General features: G+C 56.6%; 9 protein-coding genes. 1 reads left to right on the forward strand and 8 read right to left on the reverse strand.

What is annotated here, in order from left to right:
• Positions 1-45: 45 nt before the first annotated feature.
• The 8 genes from QM579_RS07465 to panD all read right to left on the reverse strand — a co-directional run bounded on the left by QM579_RS07465 (position 46) and on the right by panD (position 24,180).
• On the reverse strand, positions 46-4,854 hold the full coding sequence (locus tag QM579_RS07465; protein WP_414998541.1) for a condensation domain-containing protein: 4,809 nt from the start codon (positions 4,852-4,854) through the stop codon (positions 46-48).
• On the reverse strand, positions 4,851-8,297 hold the full coding sequence (locus QM579_RS07470) for a non-ribosomal peptide synthetase (protein WP_414998542.1): 3,447 nt from the start codon (positions 8,295-8,297) through the stop codon (positions 4,851-4,853). The genes QM579_RS07465 and QM579_RS07470 overlap by 4 nt, the downstream gene beginning before the upstream one ends.
• On the reverse strand, positions 8,294-10,663 hold the full coding sequence (locus QM579_RS07475) for a beta-ketoacyl synthase N-terminal-like domain-containing protein (RefSeq protein ID WP_414998543.1): 2,370 nt from the start codon (positions 10,661-10,663) through the stop codon (positions 8,294-8,296). Before QM579_RS07475 ends, QM579_RS07470 begins: the two co-directional genes overlap by 4 nt.
• Entirely contained in the window at positions 10,660-14,319 is a 3,660-nt protein-coding gene (locus QM579_RS07480) for a condensation domain-containing protein (RefSeq protein ID WP_414998544.1), read from the reverse strand. Before QM579_RS07480 ends, QM579_RS07475 begins: the two co-directional genes overlap by 4 nt.
• The gene (locus QM579_RS07485) at positions 14,319-21,068 is read right to left on the reverse strand and encodes an amino acid adenylation domain-containing protein (protein ID WP_414998545.1); all 6,750 of its coding nucleotides are present in this window, start codon (positions 21,066-21,068) and stop codon (positions 14,319-14,321) included. Before QM579_RS07485 ends, QM579_RS07480 begins: the two co-directional genes overlap by 1 nt.
• Positions 21,068-22,870: a non-ribosomal peptide synthetase gene (locus tag QM579_RS07490; protein WP_414998546.1), complete on the reverse strand. Its 1,803-nt coding sequence runs from the start codon at positions 22,868-22,870 to the stop codon at positions 21,068-21,070. Before QM579_RS07490 ends, QM579_RS07485 begins: the two co-directional genes overlap by 1 nt.
• Before the next feature lie 129 nt (positions 22,871-22,999).
• Entirely contained in the window at positions 23,000-23,755 is a 756-nt protein-coding gene (locus QM579_RS07495; protein WP_414998547.1) for a 4'-phosphopantetheinyl transferase family protein, read from the reverse strand.
• 8 nt (positions 23,756-23,763) lie between these two features.
• The gene (gene panD / locus QM579_RS07500) at positions 23,764-24,180 is read right to left on the reverse strand and encodes an aspartate 1-decarboxylase (RefSeq protein ID WP_414998548.1); all 417 of its coding nucleotides are present in this window, start codon (positions 24,178-24,180) and stop codon (positions 23,764-23,766) included.
• Between the two features lie 434 nt (positions 24,181-24,614).
• Here panD and QM579_RS07505 point away from each other — a divergent pair, with 434 nt between their 5' ends.
• Entirely contained in the window at positions 24,615-24,770 is a 156-nt protein-coding gene (locus QM579_RS07505) for a hypothetical protein (protein ID WP_414998549.1), read from the forward strand.
• Positions 24,771-24,775 lie beyond the last annotated feature (5 nt).

The raw sequence follows: 24,775 nt of genomic DNA on the forward strand, positions 1-24,775 counted from the left end.
TCTTGGATTGTCCTGCCGAAAGAGCAGATTGCGCATAGCGCTCTGCTACAGGCTGGTTGCGTTGGGGCTCTGGCGGCGTGCGCGTCTTTCACCCGAAAGGCGTTGCCTTTCCATGCGGGATTCGCGCGCGTTCGGTGGGGCATCATTTTTTCCCGGCGGGGTTTCCGGGGCATGCATCCATTCGGTCAGCGCATGGATGGTCGGGTACTGAAACAGGGTGGAAAGAGGAAACGTTTTGCCCAGGTCGGACTGAATCATCTGATGCACCTGGGTCAGCAGCAAAGAGGTGCCGCCGATTTCAAAGAAGTTGTCGTGAATGCTGACTTCATCCAGGCCAATGACCAGCTTCCAGATATCCGCGATGCGGGTTTCCTCTGGCGTGGCTGGCAACTGCATGCCGCTTGTGCTTGCGAACAGGCGCATGTTGGGGCTGGGCAGGCGCTTCCAGTCTATTTTTCCTGACGGGGTGCGCGGCCATTGCGGAACCGTGAGAATAACGTCGGGTACCATCGCTGGAGAAAGATGCTCCTTGAGGTAGTCCCGCAGGTGCGAACGCAGCATCGTTTCATCACGGCTTGAGGCAGGAGCGTTGGCCAGATAGGCCAGGGGACGGTTCAAGGCATCCTCTGCTCCAGGCCAAGGTATATTCAGGCAGGGGGCGCTTCCCGGGGTATGGAACAGGACGTTGAAGCTCACGCCGTCGCGCAGGTCGATCGAAATTGCGGCTTCAAGGCCGTGGGATTCCGCCATTGCATGAATGTCTTCCGGGTTCAGCCCCCGCACAGTCTGGTTTGTTTCCTTCAGGGCCTGTGCTTCGCCCAGCAGAGAGTCGAGATTGGTTTGCATGCCGGAAAGGCAGCTTTCCTCCGCCAGTTGCCGTACGGCCTGATAGACCGCAAGGCGCGCATGCGGAATGCCCGACACGCCAAAAGCCTGCTCGCCAGAAGACGCCTCCTGCCGCAACGTTGTTAAAAGGGCTTGCAGGTCTTCAGCGGACGCCGCACCCGTATCGCCCCACGACAGTACAGGACCGAAAAAGGGCCGGAATGGGTTGTGATCGCAATAAAGCACTGCTTCATAGCGGAACTCTGTCAGTTCGTTATGGCTGTGCCCGCGCTTCGGGCGTACCTCCACATGGCAGATACGTGGGATAAGGCGTGGCAACGCGTGCCAAAACGCAGGTGAAAGCAGCAGTTCGCTCTCCATGCGCTTTCTGCTATTGGCGCGGTCAAGAAGCTCCCGTGCCGTGTTTTTTCCATCGCATCGATAAATCTGGATAGCTGTATGCAACATATCCAGGCTGTCGAAATTGCGTATGTCGCCAAGGATGACGCGCCCGCCCCTATCAAGACGTTCAACGGCTTGTCGCACGGCTTCAACGCAGTACTCGCGGTCGGGAAAATACTGAAGAACGGAGTTGAATATGGCGGTGTCAAAGGCTTTTCCACCTATCGCCTCCAGTGGGGGCAATTCTGTGGCGCTGCTTTGGGCCAGAAGTATTTTCGCCTTGATGTCGTCCGTGCCGGATGTAGACGGGTGCTCCCCGCCGGGCAGGATATCTTTCAGGCAGGCGAGAGCCTGTGCGGAAATATCCAGGCCCACGTAGCGTTCGCAGGTGCGCACAAGGTCCATGAGCAGGAAACCTTGGCCGCAGCCCACTTCAAGAACGCTTCGCGGCGCGTGCTCATGTATGGCCGCAAGGCTTGCAGCCAGCCATTCGCGCATTTCATCCGTTGGAATTTTCTGTCCGGTGTAACTGCTTTCCCATATAAGGAAGTTGTCCAGTATTTGTCCCTCGCGCCGTACAGAAGTGTACATGCTGTCGTACAGGGATTCCCACTGGTTGAGGCACCGTGCCCGGCTGCCGTCGGCTGTTTCGCTGGAGGCGTCTTCTCTGCCGGGAATAACGTAGGCAGCAAGGCGTTGTTCTGTCCAGACGGCGGCATCACCGCCCGAAGGGCCGGAAACGGCCAGTACCCGCGCTTCTTCCACCAGCGGGTGCGCCTCCAGAACCGTCTGAATTTCTTCCGGTTCAATACGGATGCCCCGGATTTTTATCTGTCGGTCGATCCGGCCATAATAATGCGCAATGCCCGAAGTATCGAGCCTGATCATGTCGCCGGTATTGAACCACCTGCGGTGCCCGCCCACACGGCACAGATCCTGAAAATCCTCGTCAGTCATGCCCTCATGGCGCTGTTCGTCCACCCATGCAGAACTGAAAGTCGCCGCTGCCCCGTGGTATCCCGAGGCCAGGCAGCCGCCCGCTACAAAAAGTCTGCCCACGGCTCCGGCTGGCAGTATGGAGCCCTGCTCATCAACCACGGCCAGCGTGGTATTGTGTACGGGAGCGCCAATGGGCACCGCCCCCTTTTCCTGTCCCGTCACCTCGTAAAACGTGGCGTCGCCCGTTACTTCTGTCGAACCGTACAGATTGAGCAACCGTATGGACGGCAAGGCCTTGAGAGTTGCTGAGGCAATATCAGGGGGCAGAATTTCGCCGCTGGCCGTCAGTATCCTCAAGGCGGGCAGACGCCCGGCAAGGCCAGTGCGGTGCATTTCTGCAAGTAGCGAGGGAACCAGCACAAGACGTGTGGTTTTGTGCCGTTCCAGCTGGTCCAGCAGCCACGGAACGTCAGCTGCGGAGCCGTCGGGAAGGCTGAGCAGGGGGATACCCGAAAGCAGCGGGCCAAGGGCCTCCCAAATAAAATCCACAAAAACTGGAGAGGTTTTTTGGCAGCACGCCTCGCTTGCGCCCCAAGGGAACTGTTCCCACATCCAGCGCAGGCGGTTGGCAATAGCGGCATAGCTGAGGCGCACACCCTTGGGATTACCTGTTGAACCAGATGTATAAAGCAGGCAGGCAGTATCTTCTTTTTCGGGGTAATACGGAGATTGCGGGGCCACCTGACCCCCCATTTCCGCCGGGAGTTCCCTGATGTTCAGCACGGCAGGGCCGTCCACTTTCCATGCCGAGTCGGCAGTGAGGATGCAGACAGCCCCGCAGTCAGAAGCAATCCAGCGCGCCAGACTTTCCGGATAGCCCGGAGCAAGCGGAGTCCAGACCGCGCCGAGCTTCCATACAGCGAGTATTGCCGCTAGTAATTCCGGCCCCTGTTCCAGGCGAAGAAGTACGGAGGAGCCGGGCTTTACGCCCTGCGCCGCCAGGTGAGAGGCCAGGCTATCAGCTGCGTTCAGCAGTTCGTGTCTGGTCATTCGGTATTCAGCAGCGGATGTGCCGGGTTTGGCAACAGACACTACGGCGGTTGCTTCCGGCATTGCGTTGCAAAGTTCGGTGAAGGTTTTCCAGGGTGCAATTGCGTGGTGCGCGCGTGCGGCCCCGTGCGTCAGCGAGACCGCCGTGTTGAAGCCGAACCGCGCTGAGGGCGCGTCCAGAGCGCTTTTGCCTTGTGCCGCTTCGCGGGCGAGCGCGGTAAACATTTTGGCAAATCCGTGCATGGTTTCAGGGCGGAACAGATCTGAGGCATACAGCAGGGTGCAGTCCAGACCTGAAGCCCCTGGCCATGCAAGAATTTCCATGTCCATATGCGTTGAGCATGAGGGCATGGGTAGATTTTCGATACTTATACCATCAAAGCCCATATCACCCGAAAGCATGTTCTGGTAGGTGAAGGCCGTCTGATATATGGGGTTTCGGCTCAGGTCGCGCTGACGGCCAAGTGCTTCGGTCAGCATCTGGAAGGGCAGATCGGCGTGTTCCAACGTTTCAAGAATCGCCCGCTGTACTGTTTGTATGAGGGCGCGCAGGCTTTGCTGCGGGTCTGTCTGTATGCGTATGCTGAGATTTTCAACAAAAAACCCCACAAGAGGTTCGATGGCCGCATGTGAACGCCCGGCAAATGAACTGCCAACGGCAAAATCGCGCTGAGCCGAAAACCGTGATACAGCCATTGAAAAAATTGTAAGCCAGACCGCGTAAGGGGTTGTGTTTTCTTGGGCAGCCAGAGATTCAATGCCGTCAACAATTTCGCGTGGCACGACGAACTGGTGCATGCTGCCCTTGAAGCTTTGTGCAGCGGGGCGTGGAAAGTCTGTGGGCAATGCCAGATCAGGAAGATTCGCAAGTCGCTCTCGCCACCACAAGGACTCGGACTCTGCCGAACGCAGTACGCGGTCTCTGTGCCACACGGCGTACTGTTCATACGTGACAAGCAGAGGTTCCCACTCGGGAACCGTGTTCCGGGCAAGGTCTGTATAGGCCTGCATCAGATCTTGCAGGAAAATTCCGATGGACCAGCCGTCAAACACTATATGGTGGGCGGTAAAAAGCAGCACATGGCTGTCATCCGTCTCGCGGAACAGGCATCCCCTGATAAGAAGATCGCTCGTGAGGTTAAATCCTTTTTCGGCCTCATGCCGCATGGCCTGTTGGACAAGAGAGAAGGACGGGGCGCTTCTGAATCCAAGAATATATTGCGTATGGGGACGTGTTATGACGGAAATTTTGCCTTTGGTGTCCGGCCGAATGTTTATCCGCAGTGCGGCATGCCGCTCCATAACGGCCAGCCACGCGCGTTGAAAGAGTTCAACATCAATTGTTCCCCCGAGCCGGAAAGCAAACGGAATATTGTAAAAGGGATTGCCCGGCGCCAGCTGGTCCATAAACCACAAACGTTCCTGCGCCAGCGACAGGCGCGGAGGGTCGGCTCTGATGGCGTGGATACTTTCCATGCCGTCTTCAGGAGCGCTGGGCGATTGCGTGTCCGCCTCGCGCAACAGCTGGGCCAGTTGTGCTATGTCCAGAGATTCCAGAGAATCGGCCATACCCGAAAAAGTTTCTTCTGGAAGCGCTTCGTCTGGTGTCACCGATGCGGTATTGACGGCTGTTATCATCGGCTGGTGTCTCCTGCCGCATTGCTTGTGCGTGCGCGTATGAGGGTGAGCAGGGTTTTGGCCAGACCTTCAATGGTCGGATTTGTGAAAAATGCTGACAGCGGCAGAGGAACTGGAAGTTTTTCCTTAAGCCGGGCAAGTACCTGCACTGCCTTCAAGGAATCACCTCCAAGCCGGAAGAAGTTGGAACGCACGCCTGTGACCTCTACGTGCAGCACCTCCTGCCATAGTGAGGCAAGCAGGCATTCCACCGGAGTTTGCGGAGCATGATCGTCGATAGGAGAAACGTCTTTTGCCGCTTCGTTTTCAGGCTGTTCATGTGCGTATTTTTCAATCAGGGCACGGCGGTCTATCTTGCCATTGGCTGTGAGGGGCAATTCGTCCACAAACTGGCAGATCCGTGGCAGCATGGCAGGCGGCAGGCGGTCTTGCAGCCAAGCCTGCAGGCTTGTTGCGTCAACGGGACCTCCGGCAGTGTTCTGTCGGGCAAGCACAAAAGCGCCCAGTATCTGCCCGCCGGGAACATCGCTGCCAGTTTTTACGGGAATGACAACAGCCCTGCCTACATCGGGATGCCTGGCGATAACAGTTTCCACCTCCACAGGGTCGAGGCGGAAGCCGCCGATGTTGATCTGAAAGTCTGTTCTGCCAAGAATTTCAATAAGCCCGTCATCATGATAACGGCCAGCATCACCCGTGCGGTACAGTCTTTCGCCCGTTTCAGGGTGATGGATAAGCCTCGGGCTGGCGTCCGATGCAAGGATGTCCAAACAAACGTTGGCACCCGCGCAGTACATTTCACCTGTAACCCAGTCAGGAACATCGCGCAGATCTTCATCCAGAATGTAATAGCTGTTGTTTGCTATGGGCGCGCCGTAGGGTATGACGCCCCATCCCTTGGGCAGGCCCTCAACCTTGTGCATGATGTTCCATACTGTGGTTTCCGTGGGCCCGCCGATGGAGTAAAATTCCGCATCGGGAGCCGCTTTTTGGGCTTCACCAGGCAAACTGGCTTCTACCCAGTCCCCTCCTGCCACAAAAATACGTATGGGTAGCGTAACGTCGTGCTCAAGGCTGTGCCGCGCAAGCGCTTTTATGAAAGCGGGCACGCTGTTCCAGAAGGTAACGTTATGGCGTAGTGCGGTGTCAGCCCATACGTCCGGGCGCAGGGCGTCTTCATGCGGCAGAATCACCAGAGCGGCCCCTGCGGCAAGCGTCCCAAAGACGTCATATACCGAAAGGTCGTGGTGCAGCGATGTGACGCCCATAATCCTGTCTTCGGGCTTCAGGGCGAAGCGCTCATTGGTGTAGACCACAAGATTTAGCAGGTTCTGGTGGCTGACGATAACAGCTTTGGGGGTTCCAGTGGTGCCGGATGTCAGCATCACATACGCAGGGTCGCTCTGGTCAGGCAGCGTGGCATTCACGGCGTCGCTATGGGGAACCGCTTCTGGGCAGTCTTCGAGCAGGGCGTCCACGTCAAGTATGGGAATAGCGCCAGCCAGGCTTTTGCCCATGTGACCGTGCGTGATAGTCAGGACAGCTCTTCCGGCCTCGAGCATTGTGCAGAGCCGTGATGGCGGGTTGCCACTGTCCAGTGGCAGATAGGGCATGCCCGCGAGCTGGACGCCAAGGATGCAGACAATGGCCTGCCAACCCCGTTCAAGAACGATACCCACCGTAGCCACATCATTGTGCGGCTGGGGTTGCGAAGCGCCTGTATGTTCAAGTATGCGCTGCCGAACAAGCAGCGCGTAGCCGAGTGTCTCCGCGTAGGTCAGGGTTTTGTCCGGGGCTATGATGGCCGCGGCTTCTGGAGTTTCCGCCGCGCGCTTCAAAAAAATATCGCAAACAGTCCCCTGTGGAAGAGGCATGGGGCGGTTGTTACGTGCAGCCCTCCGCTGTGCCTGCTGCAGGGGCAGTGCCGCAATCCGGCCATGCTCCCAGTATTTCGGATCGTCCGCGAGCAGACGCAGTATGCGCATATACTCGTCAAACATGTCGTCCACCATGCCCGAAGGAAAGACGGATGTTTTGCCGTCCCAGTAAATGTGCAGGGCGTTGGTAAAAATGGTGTACTGGCAGTCGAGTTTGGTTTGCGGGGTGGAGCCGTGCGTGCGCCGCACGCTCCCAAAGGCCTGCAGCACCTTTTCCACGCCAGTGTCGTCGGCGCGTCTGTCGGGCATAGCCGTGAAAACCACAGGCATGACTTCAGTCTCCATTTCGCCGCGCATCTGCGCCATCTCGCGCAGAAGGCGCACGCCGGAAACTTCGGCATGTTCCAGATTTGTCCAGAGCGTTTTTTGCAGGGCAGCCGCATGTGCCGCCATGTGGTCGCCTGTCAAATCAACGGGAACCAGAGTAAAAGTGGCAAATTCCCCCATGATGTGATTGATGGATTCATGCCAGTGCAGATTGCGGTTAAAGCGGGGCATATTCAAAGTGAAATGTCTTGAACCGCTGTACAGGGAAATGACTTCGGCATAGGCGGCAGCAAGCAGTGCCGTCAGTGAAAATCCGCGTCGGGCGCATTCTTTTTGTAAATTAGTGGTTTGCTGGACGGTGAGCACGGCTTCGTAGCGTTTTATAACGCCGGGCTCCTGCATGATGCTGTCGGCTGGGGATTTTTCTGCCGGTTTGGGAAATGTGGGTGCCGGAGGAAGTGTGCGTAACTGTTCTTTCCAGAACTGGAGGCTGTTTGTGTATGCCTGGCTCTGCTCAAACTTCTTCAGTGTAAGCATATAATCGCGAAAGCTGGCCTGAATCTCAGGCAGCGACACTTCAGAATCAAGGTACAACGCGGCCAGATCTTCATACAGTATCTGGAAGCTGCGGCCGTCTGTGGCCCACATGTCCCAGCGGAAGTGCAGCACGCCGTTATCGGTGCCATCAGGATTGGCCGCCAGCCGGGTAAAATGTACTTCTGACTGAGGCCAGTGCTCAAGATCGCTGACTGTGGCAGTCATGTGTGCGGCCAGTTCATTCATGTGCCGTTGTTGCGCGGCGCTGTCGTGGGCAGACATGTCTGTCACGGCGACGGGGAAAAGCAGGGGCAGGGGCAACACTCGCTGTTCCCCCTCAGGCGTTACCACTGCACGTAACATCTCGTGGCGTTCCACAAGGGCATTTAACGCCGTTTTGAAGCGTTGCAGGTCCAGAGCCTGGCATTCAATTTCCACATAGCTCTGCATGGCCACGCCGCCGCCGCGCAGGTCGGCAGCACGGCCAATCCAGTATGCCTGCTGCATGTCACTGAGAGGAAAGGGCTCGTGCCGCAGTTCCGGTTGAGCCATAACGTGTGGATACGCTGCCGTACTAGCCTTGCGCTCAGCGGCCCTGGCAGCCAGCGCGCCGAGCTTGTTTTGGCGGTTCCGGGCAGGCGTAGCGCTGTTGGCTTGGCAAGAATCGGGTGAGGGCTGTGCCTCCGTAAGATGGCTGTTCATTCTGCCTTCCTGACAAGGGTATCAAGCATTTGGGATGCCGTTCTGATGCTGCTGAATTCCGTCATGGAAATGCGGATTCCGAAAACGTTTTCGACATCGGCCAGAATTTGCACGGCTGTCATTGAGGTTCCGCCCATGACGTAAAAATCGTCATCAACAAGTAACGAGGGAACACTGAATGCTTCGCGCCAGATGTCGAGCACAAGGGCTTCTGCCGAGTTCTGTTGCGGTTCAGTTGTGTCGTCTTGCGTAGATTGCATTGCGGCCTGGTTCGTCTTAAGCGAAAGCCAGTGAGATTCGCGAGTGAATGGATATTCCGGCAGCACCAGTCGACGTGCGCCGTCGCGAGGGATGATTGGGTTAAGCCCTGCCATGAAAAATTCAGCGACCAGCCCGGAAAAAATATCGTCCAAGCCGTCAATTGGGGTCGGTGCTTCCAAGGGCAGCCAGCGGAATGGCCTTAAACCCCGTGCCGCAAGGGTGTCGATGATTTCAGGGGCAATGTGGGCATTCCCCGGTATGTGCAGGCATACACAGTTTGAAATATTCGTGCTGCTGCATGGTGCATTTTTCGAGGCATGATCAACGTCCAGATACAGATACAGCGGCGCTTCCGCAAAAAGGTCACGTGCCGCCTTGGCTGAAGCGCTGCCCTCGCCATAAGCGGCCACAACTGCGGGGCAAAGATGATGCCGTTGCAGCCGGGAAGTGATGCTTTTTAAAAATGTTGCGTCGACGGCATCGGTGAAAAGGAGCACGAGTTGCGGTGCATCGCTGCAAGGCGTGTTTTCATAGGCTCTTTCACGCAAAATAGTTCCGGCTTCATTGGCGGAACTGGCAGCTACGGCATAGCGGCAAGGAAACAGCTTGCGCGTGTGGCGCAGGTTCCAGGCCATTTCTTCAAGTGCGGTTTTTGACCCGTTTTCAAGCAACTTTCCCCAACGTTTCATAAGACGGTGCAGCCCGTTAGCGTCAGGCGCACTGAAACACAGAGGAGCCATTACGCCGTGGCGCATGTTGGCAGATGCCTCTGCTTGCGCCCACTCGGGGGTACGTTCGAGAACCACGTGGCAATTCGTACCGCCAAAGCCAAATGCGCTGACACCAGCCATATTTCCCAGCCCTTCGGGCCATGCCGCCGCCCCGTGTGCGATGCGGAAGCGCCGTACATCAAGATCAATGGCCGGGTTGAGCATGTTGAAGTTGATTGTGGCCGGAATATATCTGTGGCGGAGCATTAGTATGACCTTGAGCAGTGAGGCCATGCCCGCTGCATTCCCCAGATGCCCCAGGTTTCCTTTGACCGAACCAATAACGCAGGGTTCCGAACGTTCGCCGAATACCTGGGAAAGTCCTGCGATTTCTATGGGATCGCCAAGATAGGTGCCTGTTCCGTGTGCTTCTACATAGCCAACATCCCGGCTTTCTACATTGGCCATGCTTTGCGCGATACGAATGGCTGCTGCCTGTCCTTCTGCGCAGGGGGCTGCGAATCCGGCTCTGCGGTGGGCGTCGTTGCTGATGCCGTATCCCCTGATCACGGCCTGGATGTGGTCCCTGTCTTCAATGGCGTCGGCCAGCCGTTTCAGTACCACCGCGCCTGCTCCTTCGCCCGGCAGGGTTCCCCCGGCGGCGGCGTCAAAGGGGCGGCAGTGACCGTCTGGAGCCAGAATGCCGCCAGATTCCGCCACATAACCCCAACCGCGAGGGTTGATAACAGAGGCCGTTGCGGCCAAAGCCATGTCGCAACTGTAATCGAGCAGGTGCTGGCAGGCCGAAGCCACAAGAACAAGCCCGGTGGAGCAGGCTGTCTGAATATTCAGGCTGGGGCCGGTGAAACCGAACTTGTACGAGATCCAGGAGCTGAGAAAATCCTGCCCGTTGACGATGGCGGAGCGGTGAAAGGCGGTACCCGTGTTGTTGAAGGCGTCCGGCCCTACATTGCACAGCCAGTAAGAACTGGGAGCGGCTCCGGCGAACACGCCTACTCGCAAGTTTTGCATGTCGGGGTTACCGGGCACATAGCCCGCATTTTCAAAGGCATGCCACGAAGATTCCATCATCAGACGCAGCTGGGGGTCCATTTCGCGGGCTTCGCCAGGGCTCAGGTTGAAAAACGCAGCGTCAAATTTGTCTACATCTTCCATCTGGGCGCATACAGGAACATAGGAAGGATGCGAAGCGTAGGACGCCGGGCAACCGTTGGTTTTGATTTCCTCAGGAGAAAGGCGGCGCGCGGCTTCAAAGCCGGAACACAGGTTTTGCCAGTATTGTTCCAAATCCGGCGCGTTGCAAAAACGGCCGGACATGCCGACAACGGCAACCGCATTGCTATAGGCGTCGTCAAGCCAGGGGGATGATCTCATGGGCGCATACTCGCTTGCTGTTTACGTCTTTTGCGGGCGTCACGTTGGGCGTCGGAACGCGTTTTTTCATTTTGTGGCAGTGTGGTCAGAGAATCGGGGGTAGCTTCCGGCGCAGACGAGTGGGCGTTTAAAGGCAGTTTTTCCAGTACTGCGTCTGTCAATTCGCTCAGGCAGGGGTGCAGAAAAACGGCGGCAACGCCCATGTCCACACCAAAGGCCTGTTGTATGCGTTCTCGCAGTTGCGGGGCCATGACCGAAGTTCCGCCGAGGTCAAAAAAGTTTGCTTCGGGATCGGCGGCGTCCGTGCACAAGGTTTGGGCCCAAATGTTTGCCATTGTGGCGCGTAGCGCTTCCGCCTTGTGGCTCTGGTGCGTGTTTTCAGCGGTGCCGGGTGACGGCGCGTGAACCTCATACGGCCCGGGCTCTCCCCATATGTTGCACAAAGGATGCGGAAGGCGGCCCGGCACTACGGCGGCTTCCGGGTAAAGAACCAGCGTGCAGGAAGGCTGAGGTACGTGTGGGGAGAGCAGGTGTCTGCCGATCCGTGACGGATCGGCCCCTGCAAGAAGTGCGTCCTTTCCGGACTTGAGGGCTAGCTCCAGCATGGAAAGCATGTGATGTTCTTGCTGCAGGGGCATGGCTACAAGGATATCCGTATGCGGAGCCCTGGTGTTATGCCGAACGGCGTCGCCGTGCAGGTATTGGAATAGTGTGGCGGCTGGCAATACGGCGTCCGTATCTATTATCAGCCAGCGCACAAGGGGCACCCCTGGAAGTTGGGCATGAAAAGTTTGTGCCGCGGTTTTGCTTTTTTGAGCAATACGATCAGGCTCAATGGTTGCTGCATTGAGGGAAAGAATATGAACAAGACCTCCCGGTGATACTCCGAAGGCGGCGCGGGCCGCAGTATGGTCCGGCAGCTCTCCGCCGTACTGTAACCGTTCGGGCTGGTCCAAAAGGCGGCACACTTCGTGCGCATTCGCGCCGTACAGCCACAGCCGCGTTTCAGGCTTGCGTAACAGTGCGGCAATGCAGGGGGCATCCACATCAGAGCCGGAGAGCAGCACCATGCAGCACCTGTCAGGAGCAAAGGGAATGTCCCAGTCCGGCGCGGGGCAGTCTGGAAAAGCCAGCTTCATTCCAGACGGACCGCTTGGCGTGTATATTTGCGTATGCTTGCCCGGTTGCGGGGCGGTCTCCCGCAGGTCAGCATGCCCTGCGGCAAAAGCGCGTTGAAGCATGCTTGCGGTATACAGTGGCAGTTCCTGAAGCAGATCCCGCCGCAGCCTGCCGTCCGCATGCCTTGGCAGGCGGCGCACACGCATGTGGTGTTGCGGGCGCAGTGGCAACGGCAGGCCTGTAAAGCCCTCTTCAAGTTTTTTGGATGAGAGTGCAGGAAAATCGTCTCCGTACCAGGCGACTAACTCTCCCTCATCATGCAGCAGGGATTTCTGCCCTTCGCGGCGGGCAGGAGCAACAATGCCCAATGCCAGCTCCGGCAGGCTTTTTCCAGTCAGCTTTGAGGCGACATGGTTCAGGTTGACGGCATATCCCTGACGCCAGAGCAGGGGGCTGCCATAGCCGGGAAGTGGCAAGGCTACGGTGTCGCGGGTCAGGAGGCGAAGGCGCAGTTGGGGATTGAAGGCCGCAGTTCCGCCGGGTGCGGATTCAGCGGGCAGGCAATCCCTGTGCAGCCGTGCTGCCACCGTAGCGTCTGCCTCTACGGGGTTGAAGCGGTCAACCAGAGCAAAAACAGTTGTTTCCGGCAGCTGCAATAGCAGGCGTATATTGTCGTTCGCCCCGCAAATGGGCAGGCCTGAAGGCAGGTGGTTTACAATGCAGACATGGGCCGCTTCGGGCCATACTTTTTCCGCAGGCCAGCGGGTCAGGCATACAAGGCTGCTGGCTGTTACCTTGCTAAGCGATGCAAGAACCGGGACACCGCTTTCGGCGGCTGCAAGACTGAGCAAACCGTCAGGATCAGCAGCGGTTTGTTCAAAGACAATGCCGTCATAAGCGCTAAAATTAAGCAGTTCTGCCAGTTTTTGGGCCGCACCGATTCGGCTTGGGGCCTTTGCATAGATTGGGTTGAGCGCAGCTTCCAGAGTTCCCGAGGTTTCCGTCAGCGTTGCCAGGCATTGCAGAAATGCCGCCGCCGATGCTTCCATGCGGGCGCGGGTGAACAGCGCTGTGTCATATTCAAGATGGAGCCTGTGCCCTCTTTCGCCGAAATCCCAGACAACAAAGGCCAAATCATAGGCTGAGATGGGGTAATCCGGGATGCGCGGCGTCATAGAAATCGCGCCGGACATACCGAAGGCGTTTTGCAGCGTCAGAAATATCTGGCTGACTGGATGCCTGTTGCTGTGCCGTCGTACGCCGCTGGCGGCAACTATATCCTGAAAGGGAAGCGTCTGATTGTCGAGAGCTTCCATAAGGCAGGCATGGCTTTGTAGCAGCGTTTCCACCGCTGTTTTTTGCGGGTCAAAAGGTGCGACCAATGGCAGCACATTGACAAAGCAGCCCACAATATCCTCAAGGCCGGAAAACGGCCTGTTGGCCACCACAGTGAGAATGGGCGTTTCGGCTTCTCCCTCCTCCCGGTAAAGAAACAGCCGCAGGGCCGTGTGCAGGGCCGAAAAAAAGCTGCATCCGTGCCGGGCGGCCCATGAGTTGATCTTTTTTGCAAGAGCCGCGTCTATGTCGACGGCGCACAGGGCATGACGGGGATGAGAGTCTGAAAGGGCAGTTCCCTCTTTATCTGGTACGGGAGGAATGGGGCCACGCACAAAGTCAGGCTGAAGGGCGTGCCTGGGGGGAATGCCCGCAAGCGTATTCCGCCAGAAGGCAGCTTGTCTTTCCTTTATGGCGGGCAGGGCGCTGGCGTGCAGCCACGCGGCGTACTCCGTATAATTGGCGACGAGGGGGGGAAGGTTTGGCTCTGTGCCTTGCAGATGTGCGTTAAGCAAAGCCCCTACCTCTCTGGCAAGTACACCCATAGACCAGCCGTCCATGATCAGATGGTGCAGCCCTAGAACCAGAACGGCCTCATTGGCCTGTCCCGTGAACACGGCCGCGCGCCATAGTGGAGGAGCGGCAAGGTCGTAGGGGGTGAAGCGAAAGTTATGAACGCACCCGGCAATGGCTTTTTCACGTTCGTGGGCGTCAGGTATGGTGTGAACGGCCAGCGGTATGGCGCATTCTTTGCTGATGTGCAGTAGAGGAGCCCCACCCTGCGGTGTGCTGCAAAAAGCCCGCAGCATCTCGTGCCGCGCCATCAGTATGCCGAACACGTTGTGCATGGCATCACTCATTTTTAACGGCAGGTCATCCAACTGGAACACGCCAACCTGATTGACTACTGTGATGTTTTCCTGATTGCGGCTCAGCAGATGGAAAACATCCTGATAGGGCGTGAGCGTATGGTGCGCATGCTCATGGCAAGCTGGGAGGCGATCTTTCCATTTTTTTGTCAGGAGGCGGCGTGTCTCTGCACCTGCCAGAGAACGGACCAGCGCGCGCCGGTTGCGTTGCAGTTCCAGAAGTTCATCTTCGTTCAGAGCCCCCTTGGGCGTGCTGATGCGTAGCCTGCCGTTTTGAAGGGCAAGCGAGGCTTCCTTTCGGGCGCACAGGTCCAGAAGTTTGGCAATCTGCATTAGAGTTCTTCCCATTCCGCGTTCGCTTCAGCCGGGAGGATCACTCCCGCAAGGCGGTTGACCAGATGCTCGAAAACCGGTTGTTCAAAAATTACGCGCACATCGACAACCGCATCCAGGCGCTGACCAAGCAGCACCGCCAGTTTGATGGCCAGCAGCGAATGGCCGCCCTCTTGAAAGAAATTGCTGTTACTTTTGGGCTTGCGGTGCAGCAGTATCCACCATAAATCGGCCAGTACCGCGCCTATGCCATGCGCATCTTCGCATACGGGGGCGCACGCGGATTCCGCCTGGCTGATTTTTGCCTGTTGCTCGAGATCTTTTCTCAAAGCAGTCACATCCACTTTTCCGCTTGAGGTCAGGGGAAAGGTGGCGCACGTGAGAAAGATGGTGGGTATGAATGCCGGGGGCAGGCATGCTCCCAGCTTGCACTGTACTGTGGCAGCATCGAAAGAAAGGTTGGATTCGGGGATAACGCAAGCTGCCAACGCGGCTGTTTCATCTGCGCCTACCATTACCACCACAACGTCATGAACTTCAGGGAGGGACCGAAGAGCCTGCTCCACTTCCTGCGGTGCAATGCGCTGCCCCCTGATCTTGATCTGCCTGTCCAGTCTGCCCAGACCCAGCAGAAGGCCGTCGGCAGTCCATACGCCCCTGTCGCCAGTACGGAACGTCCGGCTGGCGTTTTTTGCGGAGATGCTCTGTGGCGTAAAGCCACCGCTTTGCTCCAGGCTTCCGGTTTGCGGGTTGAGGTATCCTTGGGCCAGAACTTTTCCCTGAACAGCTATTTCTCCGTGAAGACCCCAGGGTAGTTCCTGCCCGTCTGCGTCCAGTATCATGACGGTTGCACCTGAAATGGGCTTACCCAACGGCACGGCCATGCCTTCGGCATCGTGGGGGGAAACTGTGCGCCAGACAGCTTCGCCGCAAACCTCGGTACTACCGTAAAAGTTGTGGATAACAGCGTTGGGAAAGGCTTTGTGCAATTCGCTGACGAGATGGCCGGACAAAGGTTCGCCGCTGGAAATGATATGGCGCAGGGCAGGCAGGGGCACACGGGTGTGGCTGGCAAGCCCGGTCAGGGCATGCAGAGCGCTTGGTACGGCCACCAGCCGTGTCACGCCGTGTTGTTCCAGAGCGTGCAAGACTGCATCCATGCGCCGTATATCGGCATCGGGTACAATGTGCACGGGGACGGCGTGCAGCAGCGGCGTAAAAAGTTCCGTGACCGCATCGACAAATCCTGTGTCGGTTTTGGCGCAGCACTGTTCGCCCGGCTCGAAGGGAATGGCTTCGCCACCCCATTGCAAGCGGTTTATTAGTGCCCCCTGCCCGATGGATACTCCTTTGGGACGCCCGCTTGAGCCAGAGGTGAACAGCGTGAGCATCGGTGTATCCGCATCGCTTTGCATCACAGGTGAAGTATTGGCGCTGCGGATGGCAGAGTTTTTTTCAAATTCAGCTACATCAAGGCATATAGGGGTATTTTGTGAGTCGAACTCGAACCATTCGTGCCACCGCGTATCCATAAGCACGGCTGCAACGCGGGACTGAGCAAGTATGTCACGCAAGCGCTCGCGTGGCATGCCGGGGTTCACAGGGGTCACAGCCCGGCCAGCACGCCAGGCCGCAAGTATAGCGGCCACCCATAGCGGTCCGCGCTCAAGGCAAAGAGCTACAGGCTTGCGTTGAGGGCAGACGGCGTCAATCCATCCGGCAACGGCAGTGCTCAATTTGTGCAGCTGGCCGAAATTCAGCATTTGGCCGCAACCGTAGGTCAGGCAGGGGGCATCGGCATGGCTGGCGGCAATATCCTCAAAGCGCTGCCAGAGAGAGGGCCACAGGCCGGGAGTTTCACCCTGACGCCATTGAGCAAGGGGGGCTTGCTCTTCTGGAGGGATCAGGGAAATTTCTTCCAGCGCAAGACCGGGCGCGTCCGTTACCTGCCGGAGTATCCACCGCAGGCGGTCAAGCATGACTGTCAAGGCAGCGAGAGGCCACACGGAAGCATCAGCCGTGACTTCAAAAACAAGAGCGCCCTGACCATCTCGCATTGAGATATCCAGGCTCATAGCGCTTTCATGCCTGCCCCCTGGCTCCAATCGTACAGCCATGCCGTTGACTGAAAATGCGGTTTCTTCTGTGTTGTCTTGGCTGAAAGCAATATCAAACAGCGGATGGCGTCCGGGCTGGCGGTGGGCTTCAACTTCCCTGACCAGACTGTCAAAAGGCACAATGGAGTTTTCTCCAGCCCGGATGAGGGATTCTCGGCAAACGGTCAGCAATTCTCGAAAGGTGCTCGCCCTGTCCAGACGAATTGCGAGCGGCAGGGGGGTGACCATCATGCCCACAACATTTTCCAGTTCCGGCGTGAACCGCTGTGCGGCATAGGTGCCAAGAAGAAGATTGTTGCTAGCCGAATAGCGCGAAATAAGCAGCGAAAAGGCTGCAAAGCATAGTATGAACGGCGTGACGCCGCTGGCTACGGCCCGTTGCCGTAAATCAACGGCAAGGTCGTCCGGCAGGGGATAGGTAATGTAGGCTTCGGCTGGAGCTTTGCCGTGTTGTGTCGTTGATTTTACATATTGTGAAATAGACGCGAAACTGGGAAGTTCTGGCCTCGTGACATCCGCCAGTTCTTTCTTCATGCCCTTCAGACGTTCGGCAACAAGCCGCGTCATACTTTGTGACTGCTCCCAATCGGCCATATCAGCGTAATCAATGCTTGGGCAGATGGTCAGAACGCCTTTGTCATCGAGGGCTTCGTGCAGACTGTTCATGAACAGCCGCATGGACCACCCGTCAAATGCGGCATGGTGGAAGGCCAGATACAGATCTGCTCCCGTTTCTGGCGCATCCCGTTCCACAAGGCATGCACGCAGCAGGGGGCCGACAGCGAGATCAAAAGTCTGTTGCGAGATTTCGCGGTATGCTTTGTCAGAAAGCGTCTGTTGTGCCTCCGCGGCACGACCGTGTGCGTCCACATGGGCGAAGGGCACGGCCAGGCGGGGATGGACGCGCTGCCATACCTGCGTGTCGGCGGTTTCACCGTGTACCTCGTCGTGACGGCAATGCAGAGTGGTGCGAAGCGCCTCGTGCCTGTCGGCAACCCTCTGCAAGGCATTTTCAATGACACCTGCTGTGACGTGTCCTGAAATTTTCACGCGAAAAGCGAGAATGTATCTGGCCGTTTCGGGATGCAGAGTTTCTTCTATCCACAGGCGTTTTTGCGCGTGAGAGGCTGGAAAGACCTTTCCTCCGTCAGGGGCAGAGGGCTGGCTGCGCCGTCTTGAGGGAAGCACGGGAGGGATGTTATTTTCGTGGTTGCCGCGCAGGTCGTTCATGTGGCTGCAAAGTGCCGTTGGCGTGGGATGCCGGAAGATGTCCATAACGCCCAGCCCGTTAAAATCCTGCCCGCGAAGCAGATTCAGCAAACGAATGGCCGCAATGGAGTCGCCGCCAGATTCAAAAAAATTGGCATCGGCATTTTCCGGCGGTGCACCGAGCACGGCATTCCAAGCTTGGGCGACCGCCTTTTCTGTAGGAGTATCAGGAATAAAATCAGTGCGCTGGGCTCGTGTAGGCCATTGTTTGACGGCTTCACGGTCTACCTTGGCGTTGGCGGAAAGTGGAAAGGTTTCGCACTGGCCGATGAAGGACGGAATCATATAGGAGGGCAGGCGTTTTTTCAGAAAAGCCCTGACGTCTTCCACGCTGAGGTCGCTGCCGGGGTGCGGGGCAACGTAGGCGCACAATTTTTTGCTGCCTTTCGAAAGAAAAATTACGGCCTGTCTGACGTCTGGATGCCTTTGTACCTGTGCCTCGATTTCGCTGAGTTCCATACGGAAACCATGTATTTTTACCTGGCTGTCCCGACGGCCAAGAAATTCTATGACGCCGTCTTCATGCATCCGTCCCATGTCGCCGGTTTTGTAAAGGCGTTCGCCCGTGCCGGGCAACAAACCGAAGGCGGCACCATTGCGCTTGGGGTCGTTCAGATACCCCGCCGACATATAGGGGCCTGTGCAGCACAGTTCACCGGCCACTCCCCGCGGGCAAACCTGCCCCAACTGATTCAGCACATGGTACCCGGCGTTCTGGAAGGGCCTGCCATAGGGGATGCTGTCCCACTGGGGCGCGATGTCGCGCACCTGATAGCTGATATTGGCCACGGAAATTTCCGTAGGGCCACCAACGCTGACCAAGCGTGTCCTAGGGGCGCGTTGAAGCAGGGCGCGTGCCGTGGATAGGGGTATCCAGTCGCCTCCGAGGGAGACGAGACGCAGATTTTCCAAGCCCGGGGCTGGATCTGTTGCACAAAAATCCAGCAGCATGGTCAGCATGGAGGGCACGCTGTTCCAGAACCTCACACGGTGTTCACGCATGAGTTCAAGCCAGTGGGCGGGGTCCTTGCGGCGCGAGTGTTCCGGAAAAACCGTGGGCATGCCCAGAAGCACGTTGCCCGCATAATCGGGAACGGCCATGTCATGATGGAAGGGCGACAGCGCCAGGGAAGGAGTTTCTTGCCCCAGGGGGCAGAAGGAAGAAAATTGCGATATGCAGTTGAGAATTCCCTTGTAGGGAACAAGAACACCCTTGGGCACGCCTGTGCTGCCAGAAGTATATATGACGCTGAAAATATCATTTTCAAAGGCAGACATGGCAGTTGACGGCGGCAACAGGACGTTATCACCATCCTGATCCATGCGGGGATCCATGACGGGAATTCCCGAGGCTGCTGCTCGGGCCGTGGCCGAGCCGTCTGTCAGTACAAGGCTTGCACCGCAGTCGTGCAGGATGCCGCGCAAGCGTTCTGACGGGGCTTCGGGGTCCAGAGGAACGGTAACACCCCCGGCGGCTCGCACTGCGAAGGGCGCGATCACCTGCCAACGGCCTTTGTGCAGGGCCATGCCCACGCGCGCATGCCGGGGCAGCCCTGCTTTCTTCAGTCGGGCTGCCAGCCGGGTCACGGCTTCGTATACATCTTGCCAAAGCATTTGCCCTTGATGGTCCACCAGTGCCCATTGCCGTCCCATTTTTTGAGCCTGTTTTTCAAGGCGGATCAAGGCGTCATCGCCGCCAATATCCACCTTGGGGCCGTATTCGGTACTGTATGAGCACCGGGGCGTCAGTATCTGGTATAGGGGCAGAGGAGACTGCCATGCGGCTGTGTCAGCCGCAATGGATTGCACCAGCTGGACAAAGGTATCGAACATGGTTTCGGGCAGATTCTCGGGAAACATGTTTTCCAGAACGTCCCACGACAGATGCAGTGCGCCGTCGATCATACCGTACTGGGCGTCTACCCAGACTTGCGGCGTCTGCGTCAGAGTCTGGCGTACTGTACCCAGACTTCCCAGAGAACCTACCCAGGAAGAGGCATGGCTACGTGCGTTGCTCTCCGGCTCGCTGGTAAAAACGAAGGGCATGCCGGTTTCCGGGCCTACGCCCGTGGCCTGCCGCCATTCACGCAAAACTGTTACGCCGGAAACATGCTCATGTTCGAGATCTTGCCAGATTTGCCGTTGCAGTTCACGACACCTTGCGGCAAAGGGGCGGTCTGCTTGCGTATTATCTACAATGGTGAGGGAAAAGCTGGCGAACTCGCCAACGCAGCGCTCTATGTCAGGGTGAACTGGCAGGCGGTTTACCCGTGGTACGTTGATGGTAAATCTGCTTTCATAGCTCCAGTGCCCGAGGGTTTCCGCATAACACCCAAGCAAAAGCGTGGACAGGGTAAGGTCGTTCTGTCTCAGTTTTTCTGTCAGCTGGGCGAACGTCTGGGGTTCAAGCCGAACCTCATGCCGTTTGAAACAGGGCGCTGTGTGAACTGGCATAGTGGAAATCGGCTCCACAGCAGCTCCGTAGCCTCTGTTTGAGCGCAAAGGGATGGCGGGCGCTGGGGGGAGAGTGCGCACCTTTTCCCGCCAATAGGCAAGGCTTCGTGCATAGGTGGGGCTGTTTTTGAAGTCAGCGAGTGCAAGCACGTAGTCCCGAAAAGAAAAATCAGCGACGGGCGGTAACGTTTCACCAGCGTACAGGAGGGTGAGTTCCCGCATGAGAACCTGAAGGCTGTGCCCGTCCAGGCACCAGCAGTCCAGGCTGCCCATAAGCACGGTAGCCCCATCCTTTAGGGCGAAAGCACGAAATTCTGTTTGGGGCCAGGCTTCAAGAGGATAGCAGGAATGGGAAAGCGTTGCGCGTTCCGCAAAAAGAACCTGCTCAGCGTCAACAGCGTTCATGTGTGTAAGATTATTAATTTTCAGGGAAAAATTTGAAAAATCTCGCAAGATTCGCTGGGTGCCGTCAGTAAGCACAACAGCATGGAGCATGTCGTGCCGCTGGAGAAGCGTGTTCCAGCAGTATTCAAATCGCTGGGCGTCAAATTTACGTATCTCCAGCTCAAAGTATGCGTGTATGCCAATACTGCCAAAGGCCACGGACGCATCGCGGCCCATCCAGTACGCCTGTTGATTTTCATTAAGAGGGAAGGGCAGATACTTTTCTTCCGGCCTGGGGACGAGGCGGGGCAGGTCCATGCCCTCACTCGTCTGTTCTGACGCCAGCTGGGCAAGGATAGCCTGCTTATGGCATCTGAGTTGCTCCACCACGTGATCTGTCAGAACAGACGCATTGCCCCGGCAAACAAGCTCCCCGCTCTCGGCATGCAGGGTAACGCCCTGGCGGCGCAGCTCAAGCATAAATGCCAGATGGTCATAATCTGTATAGGTTGGAACTGCGGACATTATATTCTCGCTGTGATTTCTGAGCCGGAGGAGAACCCTGTTGCCGCAGCATCGAGGGCATGTTGCCGCATGCCCAGTTTGGCATTCTCGATATACAGATTGGCAATGGCAGCTGTGCGCGGCTCCATGATCAGATGGAAGGGTACGGCAACGCCGGAAAATTCGCGTAGGGCCGCGATGAGTCTGGCAGCCATAATGGAACTTCCCCCAGCTTCAAGAAACGAGTCCTCGGAGGAAAAAGACGAGTCCGCAAGCACTGTGCGAAAAATGTCGAGAACGGCGTCGTCAGACACTGTCTGCTTTTTGTGAGGAGCCGGGAGTCGTGAAGTGTCGACTTTTCCACTGGCACGCAGGGGCAGTTCGTCCAGCAGCAGGATGTGCCGTGGAATCATATGCTCGGGAACCTGCGAAGTCAGGAATGCTTTCAGGCGTGCGATAAAGGCGTTGTCGTCTGTTGTTTCGTGCCCGGGTACAACGTAGGCCGCCAGTTCCGGGTGCGGTTCTTTGACAATGCCCACATGCACGGCATGCACTTCAGGAAATGCCATAATGGCGGCGCTGATTTCGCCAGGCTCTACGCGGCAGCCGGATATTTTTATCTGGTCGTCATTGCGGCCAAGTATGGTCAGCACATGAGCTTCGTCCAGCACCGCCCTGTCTCCGGTACGGTAAAGGCGCTCGCCGGTATCCGCCCGGCTGGTAAACGCCTGGGAGCTGTCTGCCGTGCCCTTGACATAGCCAAGCCCGACGCAAGTTCCGCAGATGAAGAGTTCGCCTTCCTCTCCGGCGGGTAAAGTGCGCCCCGTGTCGTCCATAATCAGAAAGTTCGTGTCGCCCAGGGCTCGCCCCGCCGGGATGCGCGCGGCGCTTAAAGAATCTTCAGTGATGGTCTCCGTAGCTACCATTACGCTGCATTCTGTCGGACCGTAGCAGTTGTGAAGCTCCAGGCCAGGGCATGCCTCACGCACCCGGCGGATGGTTTCTCTGTTGGGCATTTCGCCGCCGAAGCACAATGATTTTAGCCGCCGGAACGTCTGGGGATTTTGCGCGCTAACCACGTTGAAAACGCTGGTAGGTAAAAGCAGCAATTCCACGCCGTATCTGATGAGGTGTTTTTCAAGCATTGCACTGTCAAGCATGCTCTGCGTGTCGGTGATTACAAGGGAGCAGCCGTTGAGCAGGCCTCCCCATACCTCCATAATAGACATATCAAAGGTCATAGAAGCGCCATGCGTCATTATCCGTCCCGGCCAATAGCCGATACGTTCCACATCACTAAATATGGAGTATATGCCTGCATGCGAAATGCGTGCGCCCTTGGGTTCTCCTGTGGAACCAGAGGTATGCATGATATACAGCGCGGCATCTGCGTCGGGATTCGGCAAGGGGGCAGCGTGCGGTTTCTTGTCAAAAAATGTACCAGGCGCGCACTGCCAAAGGGGCGTGCTCCAGTCGCGTCCCTTCATGTTCTCGGGGTTGGCGAACAGCGCCTTGATGCCGCAACGGGTGATGACGCGCTCAATGCGGGCGTCCGGCCAGTCAAGCCCCAGTGGAACATAGGTGATACCCCCTTTGGCCGCTGCCATCACCGCCAATATGCTTTCTGCGGAGCGTTCAAGGTAGAGCCCTGTTACGGGGCTGCCACGACGAACAAGTTCCTGGGCCAGAGCATCGGCTGCCTGATCCAGCTGTGCATAGCTCAGCGTGAACTTGTCATCGATAACAGCAGGAGTAGCGCCGTATTCCGTAACGATGCGGTCCAGTCGCCGCAGCAGAGGTGAAAAGGCTGGCTGATCACTCAAGATGCACCCCCGGAAAGGTTAAGAATCATTTAAAGAGGGTTAAGCGAAATTGCACTGGCGGCGGCAGGCCGCGCGCAACAGCTTGTGCTGCAAATGGTGCAGAGTGTAGTTACATCCCTCAAAAGTGAATTATGTTCTTCCAAGGCACTCAAGGCGTACGCTTGTCACTTCACAGGTGCCTGTTCGCCTTGTCAGGCAACAACCCGCCAGAACATAGCCAGCTGTTGCATCCACGGTGGAAGCGAGGCGTGCGAAGAGCCTTCGCCCGTTAAGTATTACGGTTTGAAAGTCCGGCTGAACGCGCAACGCGGGAAAACCTCGTGGCATTCCGCACCCAATAGCCTTGCAGACAGCCTCTTTCATGGTCCAGTATTGCAAAAAAAGCGTGCCGGGCTTGCTGCTTTTATGGACAGCAGCATGTTCGTCGGCATGTAAAGCGTGTTTTGAAATTTCGTTGTATGCTGGCGGCGTCTTCGCACACTCAATATCAACACCGCACCGCCCTGCGGAGCAGGTAAGCACAGCTATGAACGGCCATGCGTGTGACAGGTTGAACCATAGGGGTCTGTAACGTCCTGTCAGGTATGGTTTTCCGCAGTTTCCCGCACAAAAATGCCATGCCGCCGGTTTAGTCTCAGGATGCTTGTTGCTGAGTTCGTGGCGGAGCAGTGCGTGGGCATGCGCATACAGCAGGCTGTCGCGGGCGAAACGAAACCGCAGAGCCTTCTGCTGCTCCTCCAAGCTGAGGCAAACATTTGCCTGACGGAAGGCGTGCGCAATCCGGCTGTTATGGTGGGCGCTCGCGATACTTTTTTTCAACTCTGCATGAAGGAGGGCTGTGGATGCTCCCAGAACTTCGTATACATTTGCCACAACAATTTTCACGGGTTGTGCTACGAAACGCTGTCTATTCTGAAGTCGTATTCGAACTCTTTTGACTTGAATACATTATACTGAAAATGTTCAATAATATTGTTTTGATTGTCGAATGTAAGAACATTGGGTCTGACGGTATAAAGTTCATCAGGATTCTGAACCTGCATGGATGCGCAAATAATTACGGCATCGCCTTTCTGGCAGGTACGGGCTGCCGCGCCATTGAGGACGCAGCAGCGTGATCCTGGTTCACCATAAATGACGTAGGTTGAAATACGCTGACCACTGTTTTTATTCCATATATAAACGAATTCCATTGGGTACATGCCAGCCTGGCGGCATATGAGCGGATCAAGTGTTATTGAGCCATGATACTCAAGGTCACAACCAGTTACATGAAGGCCGTGCAGCTTTGATCTAACAATTTCAATCATGTTATAGCTCGACTTCTCTGCGGGTTTTAGAGTGCGTGTATGAAAAGTGTGATGCAGAAACTACACGAGGCTGCTGGATATGACTGCCCGTAAGGGGATTTTTTATGCCCCAAATTAAAAATGAATTTCAATTTCTATTGTGTGGGTTATGTCAGTTGCTTGCCTTTTGTTAATCTCAACCTGCTGGCTCAAATGTGCATTTGTCGGGCTCTGTACCCTGAATAGCCAAGGTAGGGTTTAAGGCCCTGAAGGGATCAACTGGAGAGCTGCGCTCAAATTTCATTAGCAGCGTTACTCAGGCTGTTCGCCAATGAACCGGGAGTGATAAAAGGCGCGGAAAGGGGCATTTAAACAGACCAGAAGTGTATCGACTAGCTGAGGGAGATTAGTTGTGTTACAACAGTGCTTTATCCCGTTTAGTGAAAGAGAATACTATGGTTGAATATGCTGGCAAGCAGCAACTCATTGACTCCATTAAAAGCAGCGCTTTTTTGTATATCAAGGAGTTTGATGTTGTTGGTGAATCAGAAAAAAATGTACCTAGGAAGAGGGAGAAAGAACTCCTTATGAGAACATTGCCTACCAGTTAGGTTGG

The sequence above is a fragment of the Desulfovibrio sp. genome (assembly GCF_047607245.1).
Taxonomy (GTDB): Bacteria; Desulfobacterota; Desulfovibrionia; order Desulfovibrionales; family Desulfovibrionaceae; genus Desulfovibrio.